At 64.8% G+C, this 23,632-nt stretch carries 21 protein-coding genes and 1 pseudogene; 9 read left to right on the top strand and 13 right to left on the bottom strand.

Going from position 1 to position 23,632, the window contains the following annotated elements; translation table 11 throughout:
* Window positions 1–77 precede the first annotated feature (77 nt).
* From ECTOBSL9_RS00500 to kdsB, 7 genes are read left to right on the top strand one after another with little or no spacing between them, the layout of a single operon-like run.
* On the top strand, window positions 78–710 hold the full coding sequence (locus ECTOBSL9_RS00500; protein WP_025281292.1) for a MotA/TolQ/ExbB proton channel family protein: 633 nt from the start codon (window positions 78–80) through the stop codon (window positions 708–710).
* On the top strand, window positions 707–1,126 hold the full coding sequence (locus ECTOBSL9_RS00495) for a biopolymer transporter ExbD (RefSeq protein ID WP_063463415.1): 420 nt from the start codon (window positions 707–709) through the stop codon (window positions 1,124–1,126). The genes ECTOBSL9_RS00500 and ECTOBSL9_RS00495 overlap by 4 nt, the downstream gene beginning before the upstream one ends.
* The gene (gene msbA / locus ECTOBSL9_RS00490; protein WP_063463414.1) at window positions 1,123–2,907 is read left to right on the top strand and encodes a lipid A export permease/ATP-binding protein MsbA; all 1,785 of its coding nucleotides are present in this window, start codon (window positions 1,123–1,125) and stop codon (window positions 2,905–2,907) included. The genes ECTOBSL9_RS00495 and msbA overlap by 4 nt, the downstream gene beginning before the upstream one ends.
* A complete protein-coding gene (locus ECTOBSL9_RS00485; protein ID WP_240481017.1) occupies window positions 2,861–4,036 on the top strand; it encodes a glycosyltransferase N-terminal domain-containing protein in 1,176 nt (391 codons plus the stop codon). The genes msbA and ECTOBSL9_RS00485 overlap by 47 nt, the downstream gene beginning before the upstream one ends.
* Window positions 4,033–5,034 carry a tetraacyldisaccharide 4'-kinase gene (gene lpxK / locus ECTOBSL9_RS00480; RefSeq protein ID WP_082829655.1) on the top strand — a complete coding sequence of 334 codons (1,002 nt, stop codon included), beginning with the start codon at window positions 4,033–4,035 and terminating at the stop codon, window positions 5,032–5,034. The genes ECTOBSL9_RS00485 and lpxK overlap by 4 nt, the downstream gene beginning before the upstream one ends.
* 5 nt (window positions 5,035–5,039) lie before the next feature.
* Complete coding sequence (locus ECTOBSL9_RS00475) at window positions 5,040–5,237, top strand: Trm112 family protein (protein ID WP_063463413.1); 198 nt, start codon at window positions 5,040–5,042, stop codon at window positions 5,235–5,237.
* A 31-nt stretch (window positions 5,238–5,268) separates the two neighbouring features.
* Entirely contained in the window at window positions 5,269–6,033 is a 765-nt protein-coding gene (gene kdsB / locus ECTOBSL9_RS00470; protein ID WP_063463412.1) for a 3-deoxy-manno-octulosonate cytidylyltransferase, read from the top strand.
* Window positions 6,034–6,348: 315 nt separating this feature from the next.
* Here the strand turns inward: kdsB and ECTOBSL9_RS00465 are convergent, their stop codons facing one another.
* Window positions 6,349–6,633, bottom strand: a complete 285-nt coding sequence (locus ECTOBSL9_RS00465) for a hypothetical protein (RefSeq protein ID WP_240481016.1) — start codon at window positions 6,631–6,633, stop codon at window positions 6,349–6,351.
* 142 nt (window positions 6,634–6,775) lie between these two features.
* Between ECTOBSL9_RS00465 and ECTOBSL9_RS00460 the strand changes: the two genes are divergently transcribed.
* Entirely contained in the window at window positions 6,776–7,375 is a 600-nt protein-coding gene (locus tag ECTOBSL9_RS00460) for an NUDIX domain-containing protein (protein WP_063463410.1), read from the top strand.
* Window positions 7,376–7,465: 90 nt separating this feature from the next.
* On the opposite strand, the gene acs is transcribed toward ECTOBSL9_RS00460, so the two are convergent.
* From acs to dksA, 11 genes and pseudogenes are all read right to left on the bottom strand, one after another.
* Complete coding sequence (gene acs, locus ECTOBSL9_RS00455; protein ID WP_063463409.1) at window positions 7,466–9,409, bottom strand: acetate--CoA ligase; 1,944 nt, start codon at window positions 9,407–9,409, stop codon at window positions 7,466–7,468.
* 250 nt (window positions 9,410–9,659) lie between these two features.
* Window positions 9,660–10,106 (bottom strand): putative nucleotidyltransferase substrate binding domain-containing protein, encoded by a 447-nt coding sequence (locus ECTOBSL9_RS00450; RefSeq protein WP_240481093.1) that lies wholly within the window; start codon window positions 10,104–10,106, stop codon window positions 9,660–9,662.
* Between the two features lie 189 nt (window positions 10,107–10,295).
* Window positions 10,296–10,621, bottom strand: a pseudogene (locus ECTOBSL9_RS00445) (DUF294 nucleotidyltransferase-like domain-containing protein); the annotation flags it as partial.
* Window positions 10,622–10,936: 315 nt separating this feature from the next.
* Window positions 10,937–12,709 carry a sodium:solute symporter family protein gene (locus ECTOBSL9_RS00440; protein WP_063463406.1) on the bottom strand — a complete coding sequence of 591 codons (1,773 nt, stop codon included), beginning with the start codon at window positions 12,707–12,709 and terminating at the stop codon, window positions 10,937–10,939.
* Between the two features lie 18 nt (window positions 12,710–12,727).
* On the bottom strand, window positions 12,728–12,994 hold the full coding sequence (locus ECTOBSL9_RS00435; protein ID WP_063463405.1) for a DUF4212 domain-containing protein: 267 nt from the start codon (window positions 12,992–12,994) through the stop codon (window positions 12,728–12,730).
* A 136-nt stretch (window positions 12,995–13,130) separates the two neighbouring features.
* Entirely contained in the window at window positions 13,131–15,056 is a 1,926-nt protein-coding gene (locus ECTOBSL9_RS00430) for a putative nucleotidyltransferase substrate binding domain-containing protein (RefSeq protein WP_240481015.1), read from the bottom strand.
* 157 nt (window positions 15,057–15,213) lie between these two features.
* The gene (locus ECTOBSL9_RS00425) at window positions 15,214–16,536 is read right to left on the bottom strand and encodes a sigma-54 dependent transcriptional regulator (protein WP_063463403.1); all 1,323 of its coding nucleotides are present in this window, start codon (window positions 16,534–16,536) and stop codon (window positions 15,214–15,216) included.
* Window positions 16,533–19,493: an ATP-binding protein gene (locus ECTOBSL9_RS00420; protein WP_063463402.1), complete on the bottom strand. Its 2,961-nt coding sequence runs from the start codon at window positions 19,491–19,493 to the stop codon at window positions 16,533–16,535. Before ECTOBSL9_RS00420 ends, ECTOBSL9_RS00425 begins: the two co-directional genes overlap by 4 nt.
* The gene (locus tag ECTOBSL9_RS00415) at window positions 19,483–19,662 is read right to left on the bottom strand and encodes a hypothetical protein (RefSeq protein WP_063463401.1); all 180 of its coding nucleotides are present in this window, start codon (window positions 19,660–19,662) and stop codon (window positions 19,483–19,485) included. Before ECTOBSL9_RS00415 ends, ECTOBSL9_RS00420 begins: the two co-directional genes overlap by 11 nt.
* 4 nt (window positions 19,663–19,666) lie before the next feature.
* Window positions 19,667–20,599, bottom strand: a complete 933-nt coding sequence (gene gluQRS / locus ECTOBSL9_RS00410) for a tRNA glutamyl-Q(34) synthetase GluQRS (RefSeq protein WP_082829654.1) — start codon at window positions 20,597–20,599, stop codon at window positions 19,667–19,669.
* Between the two features lie 74 nt (window positions 20,600–20,673).
* Window positions 20,674–21,129: an RNA polymerase-binding protein DksA gene (dksA, locus tag ECTOBSL9_RS00405; RefSeq protein WP_063463400.1), complete on the bottom strand. Its 456-nt coding sequence runs from the start codon at window positions 21,127–21,129 to the stop codon at window positions 20,674–20,676.
* 186 nt (window positions 21,130–21,315) lie between these two features.
* Here dksA and ECTOBSL9_RS00400 point away from each other — a divergent pair, with 186 nt between their 5' ends.
* Window positions 21,316–22,095: an HAD family hydrolase gene (locus tag ECTOBSL9_RS00400; RefSeq protein ID WP_063463399.1), complete on the top strand. Its 780-nt coding sequence runs from the start codon at window positions 21,316–21,318 to the stop codon at window positions 22,093–22,095.
* Between the two features lie 137 nt (window positions 22,096–22,232).
* On the opposite strand, the gene xseA is transcribed toward ECTOBSL9_RS00400, so the two are convergent.
* Window positions 22,233–23,570 (bottom strand): exodeoxyribonuclease VII large subunit, encoded by a 1,338-nt coding sequence (gene xseA, locus ECTOBSL9_RS00395; protein WP_063463398.1) that lies wholly within the window; start codon window positions 23,568–23,570, stop codon window positions 22,233–22,235.
* Between the last annotated feature and the right edge of the window lie 62 nt (window positions 23,571–23,632).

The raw sequence follows: 23,632 nt of genomic DNA, 5'->3' as shown, positions 1-23,632 counted from the left end.
CCTTTGCCCGCGATCGTGGGAGTGCAGTATCATGCCCCACGCCTTATCAACCCCTTCCCAACCTAGGACGCCACTAAGTGTTTGAACTGGTCAAGGCCGGTGGCTGGCTCATGCTGCCCATCATCGCCTGTTCCGTGATCGCGCTGGCCATCGTCATCGAAAGGCTCTGGAGCCTGCGTCGCCGCCGGGTGCTGCCACCGCAACTGGTGGTACAGATCTGGCAGTGGATTCAGGCCGGAGAGCTGAACGATGCCCGCTTGCGCGCCCTGCGCGAGGGGTCCCCCCTGGGTCGGGTCCTGGCCGCCGGGCTGGTCAACCGGCGCAGTTCCCGGGAGGTGATGAAGGAGTCCATCGAGGAGACCGGTCGCCGGGTGGCCCATGAGCTGGAACGTTTCCTCAACACCCTGGGCACCATCGCCGCCATCACGCCCCTGCTGGGGCTGCTGGGCACCGTCGTGGGCATGATTCAGGTATTTTCAGTGATTACCGCCGTGGGCGTGGGCAGTCCGGGTGAACTGGCCGGAGGGATCTCCCAGGCGCTGATCACCACCGCCACCGGCATCTCCGTGGCCGTGCCGGCCCTGATCTTCCACCGCTACTTCCGGGGGCGCGTGGACGAGCTGGTGCTGGACATGGAACAGGAGGCCATCAAGCTGGTGGAAGTGGTCAAGGGCGAGCGGGCGCCCACGCCCGGGGTGCGGGGCAGTTGAATTTCCGGCGCCGCCAGACCGAGGAGGTGGGGGTCAACCTCACGCCACTGATCGACGTGGTGTTCCTGCTGCTGATCTTCTTCATGGTGTCCACCACCTTCGATCGGCACTCCGTGCTGCAGCTGGAACTGCCCCGGGCCGATGCCACCGAGGAGCAGGCGCTGCCCCGCACGGTGGAGCTGGTCATCAATGCCGAGGGACGCTTCTTTCTGGAGGGTGCCGAACTGGTGAACACCCGGCCGGAGACCCTGCGCGCGGCCCTGGGCGAGGTCATCGAAGGTGACCAGGAGACCCCACTGGTGATCCGCGCCGATGCCCGCACACCCCATCAGTCGGTGGTCACGGCCATGAACGTGGCCCAGCGGCTGGGGTTGTCCCGCCTGTCCATCGCCACCCTGGGTGGTGAGTCGGAATGAAGAAGCCCGTCCCGCCTGCACAAGCTGCCTATGAGACGTCCGGCATGCAGGTGTACAAGCGCCTGCTCAGCCACTCCCTGAAATACTGGCGTTACCTGTCCATTGCCGTGCTGGCCATGATCATCACGGCGGCCACCGAAACGGGCTTTGCGGCGTTGATGCGACCGCTGATGGATGGCAGTTTCGTGGAACAGGACGAAACCCTGATCCGCTGGATCCCCGTGGCCATCCTGGTGATCTTCTTCATTCGCGGCATCGGTGAATTCCTCTCCAGCTACACCATGAAGTGGGTGGGGCGGCAGGTGATCAAGGAACTGCGCAGCCAGATGTTCCGCCATTTGCTGCAGATGCCCGTGGCCTATTACGACCGCAACACCTCCGGGCAGCTGATCTCCCGGCTCACCTACAACGTGGAGCAGGTGGCCAAGGCATCCACCGAGAGCATCACCATCCTGATCCGGGACACGGTCACCGTGCTGGGGCTTCTGGGCTGGATGCTGTATCTGAACTGGAAGCTCACCCTCACGGTGCTCATCGTTGCGCCGGCCATCGCCTTCGCGGTGGACCGGGTCACCCGACGGTTTCGCAAGCTCAGCCGCCGCATCCAGGGCTCCATGGGGGACGTCACCCATGTGGCGGGGGAAGTCATGGACGGTACCCGCGAGGTGAAGATCTTCGGTGGCGAGGCCTACGAGCAGGAGCGCTTCGACGAGATCAATGAGAGGAACCGGCGCCTGCACATGAAGAAGGTGGCCCTGCAGGCCAGCAATATGCCCATCATCCAGTTCTTCGTGGCCATCGCCCTGGCCCTGATCGTCTGGCTGGCCACCAACGAATCCATGATGAAGGATGTGACGGTGGGTACGTTTGTGTCCTTCGTCACGGCCATGCTGCTGTTGATGCAGCCCATCCGTCGTCTGGTGACGGTCAATGCCACCCTGCAGCAGGGCATCGCCGCGGGTCAGAACATCTTCGGCCTGCTGGATGAACCCCTGGAGCCGGACACAGGAACGCGCACGCTGGAACGGGCCCGGGGCGATATCGAGATCCGCGACCTGTCCTTCAGCTATGACGAGACCAAGGGCAATGTCCTGGAAGACATCAATCTGCGCGTGCAGCCCGGTGAGACCGTGGCCCTGGTGGGCCGCTCCGGCAGCGGCAAGACCACCCTGGTGAATCTGCTGCCCCGGTTCTACGAGCCTCAGCAGGGGGCCATCCTGCTGGATGGCCTGGACATCCGTGAACTGCGACTGGCGGATCTGCGCAACCAGATCGCCCACGTGGGCCAGCAGGTGACCCTGTTCAACGACAGCATCGCCCATAACATTGCCTATGGCAGCGCGGTGGACCCCTCGGACGAAGAAAGGATTGTGGCTGCCGCCGAGGCGGCCCATGCCATGGAATTCATCCAGCGCCTGCCCCAGGGGATCCACACCCAGGTGGGCGATAATGGCGTGCTGCTCTCCGGCGGCCAACGCCAGCGCATCGCCATCGCCCGGGCCCTGCTCAAGGATGCCCCGATCCTGATTCTGGACGAGGCCACCTCCGCCCTGGATACGGAGTCCGAACGTCACATTCAGTCGGCCCTGGAAAACCTGGTGCGCAACCGCACCACCCTGGTCATCGCCCATCGCCTGTCCACCATCGAGAACGCCGACCGCATCGTGGTGATGCAGTCGGGTCGCATCCAGGAGGTGGGCAGTCATCAGGAACTGATCCAGCGGGACGGGGTGTATGCCCGCCTGCATCAGCTTCAGTTCCATGAAGCCGATGCCCCGTGATCCTTACGGCGCGGCCCTTTGGCCGGTGCTGCAGGCCAATCTCCGGGACCACCTTCAGGGGCGGTCCGGGCAGGCTCATGCCCGCATGGGCCGGCTGCGCGCCCCGCAGGCCAAGGGGCCGCTGATCTGGCTCAAGACGGGCCACAGCCGGGCCTCGGTGCGCCTGGGGGCTGAACTCATGGGGGCCATCCGGCGCAAGCGCCTGGATGCCCGGCTGGTGCTCACCTTCGAGCGGGAGTACCGGGACGAGGTGCTCCCGCGCCTGCGTGGCATGAACCGCTTTGGCCTGGGCTTCGGGCCCTGCGACCGCCCGCGGGCGGTCACGCGCGTGCTGGACAGACTCAAGCCCCTGGGGCTGATCCTGGTGGATACCCCGCCGCGTCGGCATCTGGTGGAAAGTGCTGTCGAGCAGGGGGTTCACGTGATGGCCTTCAACACCGGGCTCACCACCGTGCCAGTGGAGGCCGCTTATCCCCGGGACGAGATCACCGCCGCCCAGTGGCGCGAAACGGGACTGGCCGGGACCGTGGCGGAGCCGACAGATCCGGCCAGCCTGCTGGCAGAGTCCCAGAATCAGGCCACCCTGCTGTCCATGGTGCCCGACGGGGCGCCCATCTTCTGGTGGCACGGCCCGGCCCGGGCCTGGCCGGCCATGCGCGACGCCTGGCAGGCGTCGCCGCTGAGTGGCTCGGCCCTGCTGTGCGTGTCCGTTGAGCCTTCGGATGCCTTGCCGGAAGGGGAGGGGCTGGCCCTGAGTCAGTGGACGCGCACCTCACTGGCTGCGGGTACCCTGCTCTGGGTGGATGATCCGGCCTGGTGGCCGGCAGTGGCCAGCGCCGCATTGGGTGTGCATCTGTGTGGTGCGGATCGGGACCTGTTGTGGCAGGTCCTGGCCGGTTCTGTTTCATTAAGCGGTGATGATTCCCTGATGGCGGCGTTTCCCTGGCTGGATCCCATGGCCCGCAAGCTGCCCGAACCCGGGCAGGTGATCGCGCATTGGCGGGCCGAGGCTGCAGACCCCATCGGCAGCCGCCAGCGGGCGGATACGGGCCGGCGGCGCTTCTGGGAGGAGCGTCGGCGGGTTCAGGGTGTGATGGATGCGTTCCTGCAGCGGGTATTCGACTGGTGAAACGGCTCGAGGATTATTGGGCAGACCGCAATCCGGTGGCGCTCACCCTGTATCCGCTGTCGCTGCTTTACTGCGGCCTGGCACTGCTCAATCGCCTGCGTCTGGAGTGGCGGGCACGCATGCGGCCCCGGTTGCCCGTGCGGGCCGTGGTGGTCGTGGGCAATGTCACGGTGGGCGGCACCGGCAAGACGCCCATGGTGGTCTGGCTGTGCAACTGGCTGCGCGAGCATGGCTACCGGCCCGGGGTGGTCAGTCGAGGGTATGGCGGGCGCTCGCGCAGCTGGCCACGGGAGGTCACGCCCCGCAGTGACCCCGAGCAGGTGGGGGATGAGCCAGTCTTGATCGCCACCCGAGGCGGTTGTCCGGTATGCGTGGGGCCGGATCGAAACCGGGCGGCGCGGCTGTTGCTGGCCCAGCATGACTGCGATGTGATCGTCACCGACGACGGCTTGCAGCATTATGCCTTGCGTCGGGACCTGGAGATCGTCATGGTGGACGGTGCGCGGCGTTTTGGTAATGGCTTCTGCCTGCCTGCCGGACCGCTGCGTGAACCCCTGGAGCGCGTGCGCGAGGCGGATTATGTCGTGGTCACCGGTGGAGAGGTCCAGCCCGGGGAATACGCCATGCGGCTGATGTCCCAGGTGGCCATGAGCGTGCGGGACCCGGGCCGCATTCGTCCCTTGAGTGATTTTGCCGGCCAGCGCGTGCACGCCATGGCCGGTATCGGACATCCGCCCCGGTTCTTCGCCATGTTGCGGGAGCGGGGGCTGGAGGTGGTGGAACATGCCTTTCCCGATCATCATGTGTACGGCAACTGCGATATCCGTTTCGGGGACGCCAGTCCGGTGCTGATGACCGAGAAAGATGCCGTAAAATGCCGGGGTATCGCAGGGCCCGAGCACTGGTTCGTGCCCGTGAGTGCCGTGCCTGATCAGGCTCTGGCTTTGGCCATTCTTCGCTCGGTCCAGGCCGTGGACCGTATTCACAGTATGAGGTAAAGGATATGGACAAACGTTTACTCGATATTCTCGTGTGCCCCGTCACCAAGGGCCCGCTCATGTTCGACAAGGACAGGGGGGAGTTGATCTCCCGGGCTGCCCGTCTGGCCTATCCCATCCGCGATGGCATCCCGGTGATGCTGGAGGAGGAGGCCCGCACCCTCAGTGAGGAGGAAGTGGAGAAGTGGAAGGACAAGAAGTGAAGTCGGGCCGGTCGACAGGGGAGGTGGCCTGATGGGATTCAAGGTGGTCATACCGGCTCGCTACGCGTCCACCCGGCTGCCGGGCAAGCCCCTGGTGGTTCTGGGCGACAAGCCCATGGTGCAGCATGTGTACGAGCGCGCCCTGGCCAGCGGCGCCGATGAGGTGGTGGTGGCCACGGACGATGCCCGCATTGAGGCGGCGGTCAAAGCCTTCGGTGCCAGGGTGTGCATGACATCCGTACACCATGCCTCGGGCAGTGACCGCATTGCCGAGGTGGCGGCCCTCATGGAGTGGGGCGACGAGGACATCCTGGTGAACCTGCAGGGGGATGAGCCGCTCACCCCCTCGGCGATTGTGCGGCAGGTGGCGGATAATCTGGCGGATAACCTGGAGGCGGTGATCGCCACCCTGTGCACACCGATCACGCGAGCGGCGCAGCTGTATGATCCACATACGGTGAAGGTGGTGCGCGATGCCCGGGATTTTGCCCTGTATTTCAGCCGTGCCCCCATCCCCTGGGAACGTGATGCCCTGGATATGGAGGTCTCGCCGGCCTTGCAGGTGTGCCAGCGGCACATCGGTCTGTATGCCTACCGGGTGGGTTACCTGAAGCGATTCACCCGCATGGAGAGCTGCGCCCTGGAGCGTATCGAGTGCCTGGAGCAATTGCGGGCCATGTACCACGGTGCCCGCATCCACGTGGATGTGGCCCTGGAGGCCCCGGGTGCTGGCGTGGACGTCCAGGAGGATGTAGCGCGGGTGGAGATGATGCTGGCCCACACCCAGCCCCGTTGACCCTGATAGCCTCGGTGGGAGCGGCCCTCGGCCGCGAAGGGCGGAACCCTCGGTCTCGCTGCCAGGCCAGGGATCGGGGTGGACCTCGGGGTGCCCGGATTCCTGTCAGCGGGACGCCGTGAATACGTCCCTGCAGGCTCTGCAGCCGCTTCCCGCGGCTGAAGCCCGCTCACAGGAACCCGGGCACCCCGAGGTCCGGACAGTCCGGAGTCTTTTTCGAAAAGCCCTTCGCGGCCGAGGGCCGCTCCCACGGGGGCAAGGGTGATCTCGCTGCCCCCGGGGGGAGGGCGGCCTCACGGCGAGCCGCAGGGGCTGTCACCCTTTAAGGACGCGCCGCAGTTCGGCCACCCGCTCATCACCGGCCAGGGTCTGGATCACGGGATGGATGTCGCTCTGATCGTCGTTGAGCAGGGGCAGGGTGAAGGTGCGTTCCACACGTCGGTGCGGTTCACCGTGCTGGTCGGGCTGGATCACATGATGGCCCGCCACCTCGCCCACCACCAGTCGGGGTTCGGGCTCGGTGTCGAGGATCTCGATCACCTGACAGCGGATGCCATCCACCACCGCTTTTTGGCCGATGAGGGGGCTGAGTAGTTTCATGAGTCTGTCCATGGGTATAAGTATACCGATGCTGCCCGGGGATGCCATGGTACACGCCGCCGCCCCTCATCCCCGACCCTTCTCCCCGCCGGGGAGAAGGGAGCCCATAATCAAACAGGAAAAACCAAGGTATCCGAAACCGATGAAATGGGACATCCTCAAGGTGGAAGACCTCTATCAGGGCTTCTTCAAGCTGTGCCGGCTGCGGCTGAGCCATGGCCGCTTCGCGGGAGGGGAGCCGCTGGTGGTGGAGCGGGAATTGATCCGCCGTGGCCCGGCGGCGGCGGTGCTGCCCTATGACCCGGACACCGACCGGGTGCTGCTGGTGGAACAGTTCCGGGTGGGGGCCATCGAGTCACCTCACGGCCCCTGGCTGATGGAGACCATCGCCGGCCTGATCGAACCGGGGGAGCGCGCCGAGGACGTGGCCCGCCGTGAGGCCCTGGAGGAAGCCGATTGCTCCCTGGGCGAACTGGTGCTCGCGCACGAGTATTTCTCCACCCCGGGGAGTTCCGATGAGCGTATCTCGGTTTATGTGGGCCAGGCAGATCTATCGGCCGCCAAGGGTGGCATTCATGGCCTGGTGGAGGAGGGAGAGGAGATCCGCACCCATGTGCTGTCGGCGGACGAGGCCTTCGACTGGCTGGATCGACAGCAGGTGGACACGGCTTTCCCGATCATTGCCCTGCAATGGTTGCGGCTGAATCGGGAGATGTTGCAGGAGAGGTGGGGCAGCGGCTAGCCCGAGGATCGGCCCGCCGCCAGATTGGCGGTTGCGATGGCGACCGCAAAGGCGAGGGGCCGACCCTGTGGGCCGGCCCCGCCTGCCGTCTTAGGAGTTCAGACGGTTGTCGATCAGTACGTTCACCACGTCCGGATCGGCCAGGGTGGAGGTATCACCCAGATTTTCCAGCTCATTGGCGGCGATCTTGCGCAGGATGCGGCGCATGATCTTGCCGGAGCGGGTCTTGGGCAGGCCGGGGGCGAACTGCAGCAGGTTGATCTTGGCGATGGGGCCGATCTCGTCCCGCACCAGCTTGATCAGTTCCTTCACCAGGGCGTCGTCGCCCTGCTCGCCGGACATCAGGGTCACGTAGGCATAGATGCCCTGACCGGTGATGTCGTGGGGGTAACCCACCACGGCCGCCTCGGCCACCTTGGGATGCAGCACCAGGGCAGATTCGATCTCGGCGGTGCCCAGGCGGTGCCCGGAGACGTTCAGCACGTCATCCACGCGCCCGGTGATCCAATAGTAGCCATCGGCATCCCGGCGGGCGCCATCACCGGTGAAGTACAGGCCCGGGTAGATGCTGAAGTAGGTTTCCACGAAGCGCTTGTGATCGCCCCACAGGGTGCGCATCTGGGCAGGCCAGGAATGGCGGATGCACAGGTTGCCCTCGGCCGGGCTCTCGGTGATCTCGTTGCCCTTGTCGTCCACCAGCAGCGGTTCCACGCCGAAGAAGGGCTTGGTGGCGGAACCCGGCTTCATGTCCACGGCGCCGGGCAGGTTGGCAATCATGTGAGCGCCGGTTTCAGTCTGCCACCAGGTATCCACGATAGGGCAACGGCCATCACCGACCACCCGGTGATACCACTCCCAGGCTTCCGGGTTGATGGGCTCGCCCACGGTGCCCAGCAGGCGCAGGCTGGAGCGCTTGTGCTTGGTCACGAAGTCATCACCGGCGCCCATCAGCATGCGGATGGCGGTGGGGGCGGTGTAGAAGATGTTCACGTTGTGCTTGTCGCACACCTGCCAGAAGCGGCCGTTGTCCGGGTAGTTGGGTACACCCTCGAACATCAGGCTCTTGGCACCATTGGCCAGCGGGCCGTACAGGATGTAGGTGTGGCCGGTCACCCAGCCCACGTCGGCGGTGCACCAGTAGACTTCGCCGTCCTTGTAGTCGAACACCATCTTGTGGGTCATGGCCGCCTGCAGCAGGTAGCCGCCGGTGGTGTGCATCACGCCCTTGGGCTTGCCGGTGGAGCCGGAGGTGTAGAGGATGAACAGCGGATCTTCGGCGTCCACTTCCTCGGCGGGGCAGTCGGCGCTGGCATTGGCCAGTTCCTCGTGATACCAGACATCGCGGCCTTCCTTCCATTCCACCGGCTCGCCACCGCGCTTGACCACCACCATGGTGGAAATGCTGGGGCATTGGGCGGCAGCCTTGTCGGCGTTGCCCTTCAAGGGCACCTTGCGGCCACCGCGCAGGCTCTGGTCGGAGGTGATCAGCACCTTGGCTTCGGCGTCCTGGATGCGGTCGCGCAGGGCGTCGGGGGAGAAGCCGCCGAAGACGATGGAGTGCACGGCACCAATACGGGCGCAGGCCAGCATGGCCACGGCGGCCTCGGGGATCATGGGCAGGTAGATGGAAACCCGGTCACCTTTTTTCACGCCCTTGGATTTGAGCACATTGGCGAACTTGCACACTTCTTCGTGCAGTTCACGATAGGTGATGGTGCGATCGTCGGAGGGGTCGTCGCCTTCCCAGATGATGGCGGCCTGATCACCCCGGGTGTCCAGGTGGCGATCCAGGCAGTTATAGGCCACGTTGAGCTTGCCACCCTGGAACCAGGTAACCCGGGCTTCGCCTTCAAAGGAGCCCGAGCGAACCGCGTCCCACTTCTTGAACCAGGTGAGGTATTTCTCGGCCTGCTCCGCCCAGAAAGTGTCCGGGTTGTCGACGGATTGCCGATACATGGCCTCGTACTGCTCGGCGGTCACATTGGCCTTGGCGGCAAAGTCCTTGGGTACTTCGTGAACCTTCACTTCCGACATGAGATCTCCTCCTGCAAATGCATGGAATTGAATGAAATCGGGCCGATGAATCGGCTAATTCGTCATTATAACGTCTTGGCGGTCAAGCATAACGCGCCAGCCCGGTGCTGACTATCCCGACTTGCTGCATCGGGAAAGTGTCGACGATTCCGGGTGGGGCAGGGGTCCGGGCCGCCATCTTCGGACACCTGATATTCGCGATTCGTATCTTTCATCATCGGGGGTGACTCACCGCCGTGATGCATTAAAGTCAGGTGGGCAGCCCCCCCAGATAATGCCGGCCGATGCTGCGCTGCATGAAGCGCACTTGAGCAAAAGCCCGGCATAGCCGCTTGCGTTCGTCGGCGGAAAACTCCCCGCTTTCGACCCGGTTGTCCAGCGGCCTCTTCGCACGAATGAGGCGGGCGTGCTGACGGACCCGCAGTGTGGTGATCAGATCCCAGGCCCGTATCAGTTCCTCCCCGGCAGATGGGCTGATGGTGCCCAGCCTGATGGTGGCTTCCAGGCGTTCGCGCGTATGCAGTTCGGGCAGGCCATGGGCCACCGCCAGTAGTCGCGCCAGGCTGACGATGGGCATGATGCCCCTGCGTTTGAGATCCAGTGGCCTGGCCCGCGTGAACCAAAAGGCCGGGCATCTCAGCCCCAGGCGCCACAGCGGGCTGCGTGGGGGGCTGTCCTTGAGTGCCTCGCGGGCCATGGTGGAGATGAACCAGGTGCTGTTGCGTGCCTCGGGGGTCACCCGTTCCCGCACCGCGCGCAGCAGCGAGGGGTCTCCGTGGATCGTGCGCAGATCCAGGAAGTTCTGCGCCAGCATCACGGACTTGAGGGCCGGGGTACGTATCCAGTCGAGGAAATACTGTTGCCAGACGGCCACGGGTTGTTGCCAATCCTCGTTGCGGGCCATCACCCCCCCGTGCACAGATGCAGGCCACAGCTGTCCAGATCCCCGGTGACCCGCTCCGCCAGCCGGTGAAAGTAGTCCCGCGCGGCGGCTGTGGGTGGCTGTGCCAGGATCAGGGCATTGTCCTGGTCGGTGTGCACTGTCTGTTCGCATCGCCCCTGGGACCCGCAGGCCACCCAGGCGTAGGTCATGGGGGGCGGCCCCAGTTCCGACTCGGCCAGTTCGATAGCGCGACGCGTGAGGGCGTCGCTGAGGGAGGAGATGCGCCGACCGACCTGATCCCCCGTGGCACCCTGATCCGCCCATTGCATCTGATATGGCGGCATTCCTTCGGCCAGGGCGAACAGAGCCCCATGGTTCGGTGCCTGAAGGATCCGCGTCAGCAGTGGCTCGATGGGCGTGGCCTGTGTATGCATCCGGTGCGGGATGGGAGCTGAGTGTATCGATGGGTCGACTCCTCCTGTTGATCAGGGGTTGGAAGACCCTGCCTTCAGGGCATGTATGCCATGGCCTGAAGGCAAGATCCTACCGTTGCGTTGCAGCGAAAGCGAGGGGCCCCACGAACGGGGCCCCGATCCTTGCAATGTCACTTCCTGTTCACGTTGCAGGGCAACGCGGGCTTTCGATCAGGAAGAGGCGGCGTCGGCACGCGGCACGCGCACGCTTTCCACCAGGTCCTGAATCTCCTTCGGCGGCGGGGCCGTCAGCTTGGACACGATCAGTGCGGCAGTCACGTTCAGGATGGCGCCGATGGTGCCAAAGCCCTGGGGCGAGATGCCGAACAGCCAGCCGTCCGCGTTGTCGGGCAGCAGGGCCGTGCCCGGGAAGAAGAAGAAGCCCTTGTAGATGAAGATGTACAGCAGGGTGACGAACAGGCCTACCAGCATGCCGGTGATGGCGCCCTGCTTGTTCATCCGCTTGTAGAAAATACCCATCATCAGCACGGGGAACAGCGTGGCGGCTGCCAGACCGAAGGCCAGTGCCACCACTTCGGCCGCAAAGCCTGGTGGATTGAGCCCCAGGTAACCGGCCAGCAGGATGGCCCCCACCATGGCCAGACGCCCGGCCATGAGCTCCCTTTTCTCCGAGATGTTGGGCATGAATACGCCCTTCAACAAGTCGTGGGAGATGGCCGATGATATGGCCAGCAACAGACCCGCTGCCGTGGATAGGGCTGCGGCGATACCCCCTGCCGCCACCAGTGCGATCACCCAGTTGGGCAGGCCAGCGATTTCAGGGTTGGCGAGCACCAGGATGTCTCGGTCAAAGCGCTCCAGGCGATAACCCTCACCCTCTACATCGTCGGCCCAGGCCGGTGGGTTTGCCCGGTTGTAGTAATGCACCCGTTCACCTTCACCCTGCTGCTGGAACTCCAGCAGGCCGGTGTCTTCCCAGGTGCGCATCCAGTCTGGACGGTCCTCATAGGCCATGGCCTCGGCGGTGTTGCCCACGCCTCCGGGGTGCAGGGTGTTGATGATGTTGTACATGGCCATCGCGCCCACGGCAGGGGCGGTGGTGTACAGCAGGGCGATGAACACCAGGGCCCAGCCGGCGGACTTACGGGCGTCACGCACGCGAGGTACAGTGAAGAAGCGGATGATCACGTGGGGCAGGCCCGCAGTACCGATCATCAGCGCCATGGTCAGCAGGAACATGTTCAGCGTGGTGAACGATTCATTGGTGGTGTATTGCGTGAAGCCTAGGTCCACCAGGACGTTGTCCAGGGCGGTGAGCAGGTAGACGCCATCCTGACCGCTGAGCGTGCCGCCCAGGCCGGTCTGCGGCAGGAAGTGCCCGGTCAGCTGCAGGGAGATGAACACGGCAGGCACGGTGTAGGCGAAGATCATCACCACGTACTGGGCGATCTGGGTATAGGTGATACCCTTCATGCCGCCGAGCACGGCGTAGATGAACACCACGGTCATACCGGCAATCAGGCCCCAGAGCAGGTCCACTTCCAGGAAGCGGGAGAAGGCAATACCCACACCGCGCATCTGCCCGATCACGTAGGTGATGGAGATCACCAGCAGGCAGATGACCGCCACGATACGTGCGGTGTTCGAATAGAACCGGTCACCCACGAACTGGGGTACCGTGAACTTGCCGAACTTGCGCAGGTAAGGGGCGAGCAACAATGCCATGAGCACGTAGCCGCCGGTCCACCCCATGAGGTAGACCGATCCGCTGTATCCCAGGAAGGCGATCAGACCCGCCATGGAGATGAAGGAGGCCGCCGACATCCAGTCCGCCGCGGTGGCCATCCCGTTGGCGACCGGGTTCACACCCTTGCCGGCCACATAGAATTCGCCCGTGCTACCCGCGCGGGCCCAGATGGCAATGCCGATGTACAGCGCGAACGTCGCGCCGACCACCAGCCATATCATGAGTTTCAAATCCATAATCTTGGTCCCCCAGTCTTATTCTTCGTGGACGTCGAACTGACGGTCCAGCTTGTTCATGCGCCAGGCGTAGAAGAAGATCAGCATCAGGAAGACATAGATTGCCCCCTGTTGTGCCATCCAGAAGCCCAGTGGGTAACCGCCCAATGACACCATGTTCAGCACCGGTGCCAGGAAAATGGGCAGGACATATCCCGCGATGAACCATACGATCATGCAGCCCACCAGGATACGAACGTTGGCCTTCCAGTAGGCCGTTCTTTGTTCCTGCAGTTTTGTGTTCATTCGGCACTCCTCCTATCAAAGGCTTGGTCTTTCACCACTTGCTTGTATTGCATCACTCGGTAGATCCTCCATCGTTCACTTTTTGTTCAATCATTGTCAGCGGGTATTCGGGCTCTTGTGAGGTGGCCCGTGGGTGTCAAAGCTGGTAGTCCAGTGCCAGCCGTGACTGAAGCTTGCGCACCTGTCGGAAGGCCTCCTTGAGGATGCGCCGCTCCAGTTCGTCGAGTCGCTCCGGGTTGACGAAATTGCTCAGGGTCTGCCCCGCCTGCGCCTGATCCTGATGGGTGCGCATGCGCAGCAGCTGGATGTAGTGATAGGCGTTGAGCCAGGCGGCCACGTCCTCGCGCTTGAGCACGCCGGCCTCCACGCAGGCTTCCAGGCGCCGGCTGGTGTTCACCTCCGGGATGCTGTGGGCCAGGGCATAGATCCGGGCCACATCAACGATGGGGGTGGCGCCATTCACCTTCATGTCCAGGCTGCGTGGGTAATCGCCCCGGGAGGTGACCTTGAAGTCTCCGAACAGTCCCAGGGGGGGTCTCAGGCGCAGCGCGTTTTCCGCCATCTGGCGGCGGAAGCGACTGTTCTTGGCTGTCTTTTCCAGGAACCACTGGCGCAGTTCCTCGGCGGGGCCCTCGCTGCCGAGGATGACCCGGAAATCGAAATAGATATTGGCGTTGAGCAGGTGCTTGGGGGTGCCCTGATCCACCCACTGGGTAAAGCGTTGACGCCATTCCTCGGGAGTGAGGCAGCATTCCGGGTTGGAGGCCATCACATTGCCGCGGCACAGGGGGTAGCCACACTGATCCAGGGCCTGATTGATGCGCTGGGCCAGAGGCAGCAGGCGCTTGCGGGCCTCGTCGGCGGTCATGCCCTCCGGAGGGATGAAGACGATGCCGTTGTCCTGGTCCGTCTTCAGGGTCTGTTCCTGCCGCGCTTCGCTGCCAAAGGCCAGCCAGTCGAATTCGGGGATATCCGTACCCTCATCCCGCCGGCAGATCTGGATCACCCGGCGGGTGATCTGGTCGTTGAGCAGGGTGATGATCTGGGTGATCTGATCCACGCGTACCCCCTGGGCGATCATCTGCCCCACCAGCAGGTGCACGTCCCGACCCAGGCGGGTCAGCGTGGCCACATCCTCGGCGCCACTCACCGACCGGCTGAGGTTTACCAGGCCCACCCGCTGCAGGGAGAACAGGTCCCGCTCGGAGATCACGCCGGTGAGCCGACCCCGCTCCACGATGCACAGGTGATGGAAGCCGTGGCTAGCCATGAGCATGGCCGCCTCGAAGGCGAATGATTTGGGGGGCAGGGTGATCGGATCCCGTGTCATCACGGCGCTGATGGGCTGATCCAGCCCCACCTCGGGCAGCGACACGCGGTTGAGAAGATCATGCAGGGTGAACACGCCCAGGGGGCGTCGATCATCGTCGGTGATGACCACACTCCCCACGCGCTCGTCATCCATGGTCTGCAGGGCCTCGCGGATGCGGGTCTCGGGTCGGCAGACCACGGGCTCGCGGCGCACGCGCTCCCCCAGGGTAATATTCAGCGAGGTATCGCCACCCAGTCCCGCAGCGGCGCTGGACTGAACCTGACGCCGCACCTTGTCCAGCAGGTTGGCCAGACGGCGGGTGCAGAAGTCCTGGAACTCCGAAGACATCTTGAACAGCTTGTTGAAGTCTTCCCGGTCCAGTTCGAAACAGAAGGTGTCTTCCGCTGCCCGGTAGCGTGTGCGCACGGCGCGCCGCCCCACCAGGGCGCCCACCGGGAAACATTCCCCGGGGCTCAGCTCCCAGGCGGTGTTGATCACGTTGCCATCGTCGTCCACCGGCTCGCCCAGTACCCGGCCCTGCTTGATGATGTAGAAGCGATTGGCCGGCCCCATCTGGGGCGAGGTCACCTGCTCATCGCGGGCGTAGAAGACCAGCTTCAGGCGCTTGGCAAGGAACTCCAGGTGCACCAGGTCCATCTGGTCGAACGGCGAATGACGCCCCAGGAATTCCATCACCGGGATCAGTACACCCTGAGGGCGCTCTCTGCCGTTGTTGTGGTCTGTGTGCATGTGTAACCGGATGAACCGTGGCTGTACAACCGGTAATGCAGGGATCGTGCCTGTAGGGTGTTACCCGTAGAAACAAGGGGTTAGGGGTAAGCGGTTTGCTGGCGGGTGTTACCTGGGGTAACGGGTGTTACCTTTGGTAGCGGTGAGCCGGGCGGATTCATCCCTTGGGCCGGGGCATCCCCATCCGCGTGCGACGCTCCCACAGGGCCTTGCGGCTGATGCCCAGGCGACGGGCCAGCTCGGTCTCGGTCATGTGGGCCTGATTGTCCAGTACGAACTGGCGAAAGTAATCTTCCAGGCTGCTGTTGGCGGTGTCGGTCTTGTCCATGGGCGGCGTGAGGGCGAGGTGCTCGGGCTTGATGCAATCGCCGTCGGCCAGGATGACCGCCCGCTCGATGGCGTTCTCCAGTTCGCGCACGTTGCCAGGCCAGGCATGGGCCTGCATGGCCTCCAGCGCCGATGGGTCCAGCCTGATCGTGCCCCGCTTGAGCCGTCGGCAGGCCTTGTCCAGCAGGAACTCGGCCAGCCTCGGGATGTCCTCGCGGCGCTCGCGCAGGGCCGGCAGGGTCACTTCCATCACCTTCAGCCGGTAGTACAGGTCTTCCCGGAAACTCCCCTCTCGCACCATGGTTTCCAGGTCCCGATGGGTGGCGGCCAGCAGGCGCAGGTCCACCTTGCGGCTGCCAGTGGCCCCTACCCGGCGGATCTCCCCATCCTGCAGTACGCGCAGCAGGCGTGACTGGGCGGCTGGGGTCAGTTCGCCGATCTCGTCCAGGAACAGCGTGCCGCCATCGGCGGCCTCGGCCAGGCCCTGGCGGGTCTGACCGGCCCCGGTGAAGGCGCCTTTCTCGTGACCGAAGAGTTCCGACTCCAGCAGTCCTTCGGGGATGGCGGCACAGTTCACCGAGATCAGCGGTGCCTGGGCACGATGGCTCTTCTTGTGGATGGCCCGGGCCACCAGTTCCTTGCCGGTGCCCGACTCGCCCCGAATCAGTACCGTGGTATCGGTGGGCGCCACTTTTTCCAGGGTCTTGCAGATCTGCTGCATGGCCTGCGACTCCCCGACCATGCCTTCCACCGGATAGGCCTGCCCGATCTGGGACTGCAGCTGGGCGTTCTCCCGTTCCAGCTGGTGCTGCTTGAGGATGCGGGCCACGCACAGCAGCATCTCGTCGTGATCGAAGGGCTTGGCGATGTAGTCGGCGGCCCCGTGTTTCATGGCCTCCACCGCCGAACGCACGCTGGCGTAGCTGGTCATGATCAGCACGGGCGTGTCGGGGCAGTGATCCACCATGATGATGCCCTCGCCGTCGGGCAGGCGCAGGTCGCTGATGACCAGGTCGAAACAGGTCTGCTGGCATTGCTCCTGTGCCCTGGCGAGGCTGTCGGCCTCGGCCACCCGGTAGCCCTCGTGCTCCAGCAGGCGACCCAGGGCGCGGCGGATCACCGCCTCGTCCTCGACGATGAGTATGCGGTTCAAGCCATGATCTCCTCTTCTTCGATAGCTGGCAGCCGGATGCTGAAGCGCGTGCCCCCCTGGGCACGGCTGTCGGCATAGACCAGGCCGCCATGATCCTGAATGATGCTGTATACCACCGAGAGCCCCAGGCCGGTGCCTTCCCCGGGTGGCTTGGTGGTGAAAAAGGGTTCGAAGATCTGATCCAGCAAGCCCGAGGGGATACCGGCACCCTCATCGTCCACGTGGATCTCCACGCCGCCAGGCAGTCGGGTGCCACGGATGGCGACGCGGTCGCCGGGGGTCGACGCCTGCAGGGCATTGTTCACCAGGTTGACGAACACCTGCAGCAGCCGCTGATGGTTGCCGCGGGCCTTCAGTTCACTGGGCACCTCGTTAATGCAGGTGACTTCGCGGCCCACGTCGCTGAGTTTGATCAACTGCAGGGCCTCCGCCACGCAGTCCCTCAGGTTCACGGTCACCGGTAGCGGCCGGGGCGCCTCGCCCGCGTGGCTGAAGGTGATCAGTGACTGCACGATATCATTGATGCGCCGGGTCTGTTCCAGGATCTGTTTCACGGTGAGATCCACCTCGGCGGGGTCCTGCTCGTAGCGCAGATTCTGAGCCAGGGAGGTGATGCCGGTGAGCGGGTTGCCGATCTCGTGGGCCACCCCGGCGGCCAGGCGACCGATGGAGGCCAGACGGTCGTTATGGGCCACCTCGCTCTCCAGGTTGTGCAATTCGGTGAGATCCTCCACCAGCACCACCATGCCACCCAGTCCATGGGCGGCCGAGCGGCCCACGGCCGGAGACTCGATGGCTGCCTTGTGCAGGTTGAGCCAGCGGTAGCGGCCCTCCACGGAGATCTGCAGCTTGTAGAGGTGCTTGTCGTCACCGTTGATGAAGGTGCGCAGCACCCCTTCCCAGGGATCCTTGAGGGCGCTGAGGGGCTGGCCCACGGCGTGTCCGGCATCGATCCCGGAGATCATGGCCATGGTGTTGTTCCAGATGAGGATATCCCCGCCAGGGTCGATGGAGCAGACGCCCAGGGGCAGTTCATGCAGCACCTGGCGATGGTAGCGGCGCAGGGTATCCAGTTCCGCCGCCAGGCCCCTCAAGCGCACGGTGGAATGCTCCAGTTGCTCCTCCACGAACCGCAGGCTGTCGGCCAGGGCCACCTGGGCCTGAGGGGCCACGTTGAGCTGATTGTCCACGATCATCCGCGCCAGCAACGGGCCCATCAGCCCGGAAAGGTTGCGCTCCAGGCGGGTGCGCAGCCGGCGCAACTCGCCGGGGCGCTTTTCCGAGGGCTGCATGCCCAGGTCCTGCAGGGCTCGCTGGATCTCCAGGCCGGCGGTCTGGGGGCCGATCACCTGGGCCAGGTGGGATTCCAGTTGCGTCACGTTACGGGCATCGGAAGTCACCCCGGCCGGTGATAGCTGTTCCCGACGACAGGCCTGGGCAGCCTCGGTTTCTTCCCGGGTGGGACGGGTCAGCAGCGAGCCGATCACGAACAGCAGGCTGTTCACGGCCAGAGACCAGAAAGTGGCAAAGGCCCAGCGGTTTTCGTCCTCGGCCCCCATGACCACGGCCAGGTTGAAGTCGATCATGGGCAGGCCGGACTCATGGATCACCGGGATGATCAGCGCCAGCACCCAGATGGTGATGCCCCCCAGCAACCCGGCGATGAAGCCGATGCGGGTGGCGCGTGGCCAGAACAGCAGGGCCAGGTATCCAGGCAGGAACTGGGCCACGGCCACGAAGGAGATCAGCCCCACCTGCACCAGGCCCTGGTTGAACTCCAGCAGCCAGTAAAAGCCGTAGCCCATGGCAATGATGAGCAGGATCAGCAAACGCCTGCCCCACAACAGCCATCCGTAAAGGTTGCTCTGGGGCAGGCTTTGCTGATTCACGTGGGCGGGCAGGATGAGATGATTCAGGCACATGGCGGCCAGGGCCAGGGTGGTGATGATCATCATGGCGCTGGCGGCAGAGACCCCGCCGATGAAGGTGAACAGGGCCAGCCAGCTGGCGCCACCATCCACCGGCAGTGCCAGCGCAAAGTAATCGGCGGGGGTTTCCAGGGCGGCGGCCTGACCGGCCCAGAGAATGAGCGGAATGGGGAGATTGAGCAGCAGCAGGAACAGGGGCAGGCCCCAGGTGGCCACCCGCAGGGCGCGTGGGTCCATGTTTTCCACGAACAGCATGTGGAACTGCCGGGGCAACAGGAAGGCGGCGGCAAAGGCCAGCAGCATGAGGGTGAACCAGGGGCCTTCACTCACCGGTTCGTAGAGTGCCTCCAGGGCCTCGGGGTGCTCCATCAGCCAGGTATTGAGGCCGCCCCAGCCACCAAAGACGCCGAACAGGGCGAAGGCGCCCACCATCAGCAGGGCCGCCAGCTTCACGGCGGATTCAAAGGCAATGGCCACCACCAGGCCCTCGTGCTTCTCACGGGGTGTGATGTGGCGGGCGCCAAACAGGATGGCGAACAGGCCCAGGGTGGCGCAGAAACCCAGGGCCAGCAGGTGGGGCGGCGCCTCCTGGGTGAGCACCGAGACCGAGTCGGTCACCGCCTTGATCTGCAGGGCGATGTAGGGAAGGATCCCCGCCAGCATGAACAGGGTGACCAGCAGGCCGGTCCACTGGCTGCGATAGCGAAAGGCGAACAGATCTGCCAGGGAGGTGAGCTGATAGTCGCGCACCAGCCTGAGAATGGGGGCCAGCAGCAGGGGGGCCAGCATGAAGGCCAGGGTCACTCCCAGGTAGATGGTGAGATAGTTGTACCCCTCGCTCTGGGCAAAGCCCACGCTGCCATAGTAGGTCCAGGTAGTGGCGTACACGCCCAGAGAGAGCACATACACCATGGGGTGGCGTACCAGGGCAGTGGGGAGCCAGCCCCGTTCGGTGGCGTGGGCGATGAAGAACAGCAGGGCCAGGTAGGCCACGCCGACGGCATAGAGGACGCCGATCTCAGAGATCATGGCGCCCGCGCCCCCACTGGATCAGCATGCCCACCCCGATGAGCCCGCCCCAGAGGGCATACGGCAGATACCAGGGCATCCCCGGCCGTGACCACCAGTCCACCAGTGGCGAGGCGAACAGCAGCACGCCCAGCAAAAACAGGATGAGGGTCTTGTCCAGGGCCGACATGGTGTTACCAATGGTGACGGGTGCCAGGGGGTAAGCATGCCGGATGCGGGTCTTGTTGGCCAAGGGAGGAGGGTGGGGAGTATCTTGTCAGGGCCGCTTCCAATACTTCTTCCACACGATCCCCGACCCCATCCCCTCCCAGCCCCAGAAAATCCAGCGCCCGTGACAGGTTTTGCCCAGGTGTTGCGTCATCCACCGCCGGGGCGTGGGTCTGCTTGGAGAGTTTGGCGCCCTCGTGATCCAGGACCACCGGATGATGCAGATACACGGGCTTGGAATGGCCCAGCAGCCGTTGCAGATGGATCTGTCGTGGCGTCGAGGCCAGCAGGTCAATGCCCCGGACCACGTGGGTGACGCCCTGGAAGGCGTCGTCCACCACCACAGCCAGTTGATAGGCCGTGAGCCCATCGGCCCTTCGGATCACGAAATCACCGATCTGGCTTGCCAGTTGCTGGCACACCTCACCCTGGGCGCGATCGCTGAAGCAGATGGGATCATCATGGGTGCGTACCCGCAGGGCGCGGGGCGATTTGCCGGCGGGCAGGCCCTCGCGGCAGGTGCCCGGATAGACGGGGCCTTCCAGCCCCTGCAGGGCCAGGGCGGCGATCTCCCGACGGGTGCAGCCGCAGTCGTAGGCCCAGCCCTGCTCCCGCAGCTGCTGCATGGCATCGGCATAGGCCGTAAGCCGGGTGCTTTGATAGAGCACCGGACCATCCCAGTGCAGGCCATGGGCGTCGAGTGTACGAAGGATGCGGTCAGCGGCGCCGGGTTCCTCCCGAGGAGGGTCCAGGTCTTCCATGCGAACCCGCCATGTTCCGCCATGGGTGCGGGCATCCAGCCAGGAGATCACGGCTGCGACCAGGGAGCCAAAATGCAGCGGACCGGTGGGGGAGGGGGCGAAACGACCTGTGTAGGCGGGTTCCAAGGGTGTGGCCATGGGCGAGCCCCGATAGGTGGGGCTTCAGTGTGCGGCATTTGGCGTCCCACCGGCAGGTGGGACGCCAGGGTACATCAGGCCATCTGCTTTTCCTTGATCTCCTGCAGGGTCTTGCAGTCGATGCACAAGGTGGCCGTGGGGCGGGCTTCCAGACGACGGATGCCGATCTCCACGCCACAGGCTTCGCAGTAACCGTAGTCGCCGTTGTCCAGATCGGTGAGCGCCTCTTCGATCTTGCGGATCAGCTTGCGCTCACGGTCCCGGGTGCGCAGTTCCAGGCTGAATTCCTCTTCCTGGGTGGCGCGGTCGGCCGGGTCGGCAAAATTGGCGGCGTCTTCTTTCATGTGACCTACGGTGCGGTCCACTTCCTCCATGAGTTGCTGGCGCCAGGCCAGAAGGATATCGCGGAAGTGCTCCTTCTGGTCCCGATTCATGTACTCCTCGCCCTCCGTGGGCTGGTAAGGGGCAATTCCATCATCCGGTCGGGACATCTTGCCGGATTGGTTGGGCTGATTGCTGCTGGAGGCCATCGCTGCGCACACTCCTGACTGTCCAAAAGGCGAATGTTGATACCAGAGAATCCCCAGGGGCGCAAGCAAAAAACCGGTCGCGTCAAGCCCCGGCGGGCGTTCACAGGGGCGAGGGCCCCGGGTGTCTGCCCGTGGATTTACATAGTAATCTTCCGGGCATCGTTAGTCGACCAGAGGGGAGTACCGGTGAGCCATTCACTCAAAGCATTGATCTGGGATGTGGACGGAACACTGGCGGACACGGAGCGGGACGGGCATCGCGTCGCCTTCAACGAAGCCTTTGCCGAGGCCGGTCTGGACTGGCACTGGTCGGTGGAGCGCTACGCGGGGCTTCTGGCCGTGACCGGTGGCAAGGAGCGCATCCGATATTTCCTGAAGCAGGATGCCCCCACATTCGAGGCACCCGAAGACCTGGATGCCTTCGTGGCGGGGCTGCATGCCCGCAAGACGGCCCGGTTCGCGGCCATGCTGGAGCAGGGGCGCATTCCGTTGCGTCCGGGGGTGGAGCGGCTGCTGCAGGAGGCGCGCGCGTCGGGGGTGAGGCTGGCCATTGCCACCACCACCTCGCCGGCCAATGTGGAGGGTTTGCTGCGAGCGAATCTGGGGGAGGCCTCCATCGGCTGGTTCCAGGTGATCGGTGCCGGGGACGTGGTGCCGGACAAGAAGCCGGCTCCGGATATCTATCACCATGTACTGGAGGGGCTGGATCTGTCGCCCGCAGCGTGCCTGGCCATCGAGGATTCGGGCCATGGCCTGGCGGCGGCCCTTGGGGCGGGCATCGGGACCGTGATGACGGTCAATGGCTACACGGCCGACGAGGACTTTACCGGCGCCCTGGCCGTGCTGGATCACCTGGGCGAGCCGGGGCGGCCGTGCCGGGTCTTGCGGGGGGAGGGCCCGGAGCCGGGCGTGGCCACCCTGTCCTGGCTGCAGGCCCTGCATGAGCGGCGTACAGGCCGGGCCTGACGCCCGCTCTCCCCGAGGTCCGGACGCATCGGAGTCTTTTTCGAGAGGCCTCCCGGTCAGCCCCACGCAGGCTGACGTGAAAGGAGCAAGGTTCAGCGACAAATACTCCCCTCTCCCCCAGGGGGAGAGGGGCTTGATCATGGTGAGGGTTCCCGGGTCTCTTCCACCCGGCACTGGATCTCACCCTGGCTCAACCGGGCCTGCAGGCGCTGGTCCGGCTGGACCTGGCTGGCCGCGCGGATCACCTCGCCGGTTTCAGTCATCAGGATGCTGTAACCCCGGCCCAGGGTGGCCAGGGGGCTGATGGTGTGCAGGGTGCGGGCGTTGCTGGTCAGGCGGGTGTTCAGGCGTTCCAGGCGCAGGTCCATGGCCCGGTGCAGGCGCTGCGAGAGCTGCGCGCAGCGCTCCTGCCCGGTCAGCACGCGGGCCGCCGGCGAGGTGCGCTGCAGGCGCGACCAGAGTACACGCAGCTGGGTTCGATGATCCCGTTGTCGACGCACCATGGCCTGGCGCAGACGCTGCTCCAGTTCGTCCAGGCGCTGGCTGCGATCCTGCAGCCGTCGCTCGGGATGTTGCTGGCGCAGGTGACGCTCCAGGCCCTGAAGCTGCAAACGCAGCGCCTGGAGCCGGCGCTCCATGCGCTCCTGCAACAGGGCCTGCTGATGCGCCACGCGCCGAATCAGGTCCTGGCCATTGGGGCTGACCAGTTCGGCAGCAGCCGAGGGGGTGGCGGCGCGCAGATCGGCAGCGAAGTCGGTAATGGTCACGTCGGTTTCATGGCCCACGCCGCTGACCACCGGCAGGGGGCAGGCGCGGATGGCACGGGCCACCGATTCCTCGTTGAAGGCCCACAGGTCTTCCAGGGAGCCGCCACCCCGGGCCAGAATGAGCACATCGCAATCACCCCGGGAGGCGGCCTGATCCAGGGCCCGGACGATGGCCGGGGCGGCCTCGGCCCCCTGCACCGGCACGGGGAACACCAGCACCGGCAGGGCCGGGAAGCGGCGCCTGAGCACCGCGAGGATGTCGCGGATGGCGGCGCCGGAGGGGGAGGTGATCACACCCACGCGCCGTGGGAAGGCGGGCAGGGGGCGGCGTGCTGCCGGATCGAACAGCCCCTCGGACTCCAGTTTGCGGCGCAGCACCTCGAAGGCGCGGCGCAGGGCGCCATCGCCGGACTCCTCCATGTGCTCGACGATCAGCTGGTAGTCGCCACGGGGCACGTACAGGCTCACCCGGGCCCGAGCCAGCACCTGAGTGCCATCGGCGGGCCGAAACCCCAGCAGTCGGGCGCGATTGCGAAACAGGGCGCAACGGACCTGCGCACCGCTGTCCTTGAGCGAGAAGTACAGGTGTCCGGAGGCGGGGCGAGCCAGGTTGGAGAGCTCGCCTTCCACCCAGACCAGCGGAAAGCCCCCTTCCAGTTCGTTACGGACGGCTTCGTTCAGGTCTGAGACAGTCAGGATCGGGGGCATGCACAACACGATACAACCACAGCACTCAGGTTTACCACCCCTGGTCGCATCCTTATAATAGG

It is taken from the genome of Ectothiorhodospira sp. BSL-9, assembly GCF_001632845.1.
Classification (GTDB): domain Bacteria; phylum Pseudomonadota; class Gammaproteobacteria; order Ectothiorhodospirales; family Ectothiorhodospiraceae; genus Ectothiorhodospira.
The sequence above is the reverse complement of the archived record's forward strand: the minus strand, read 5'-3'. Positions and strand labels throughout refer to the sequence as shown.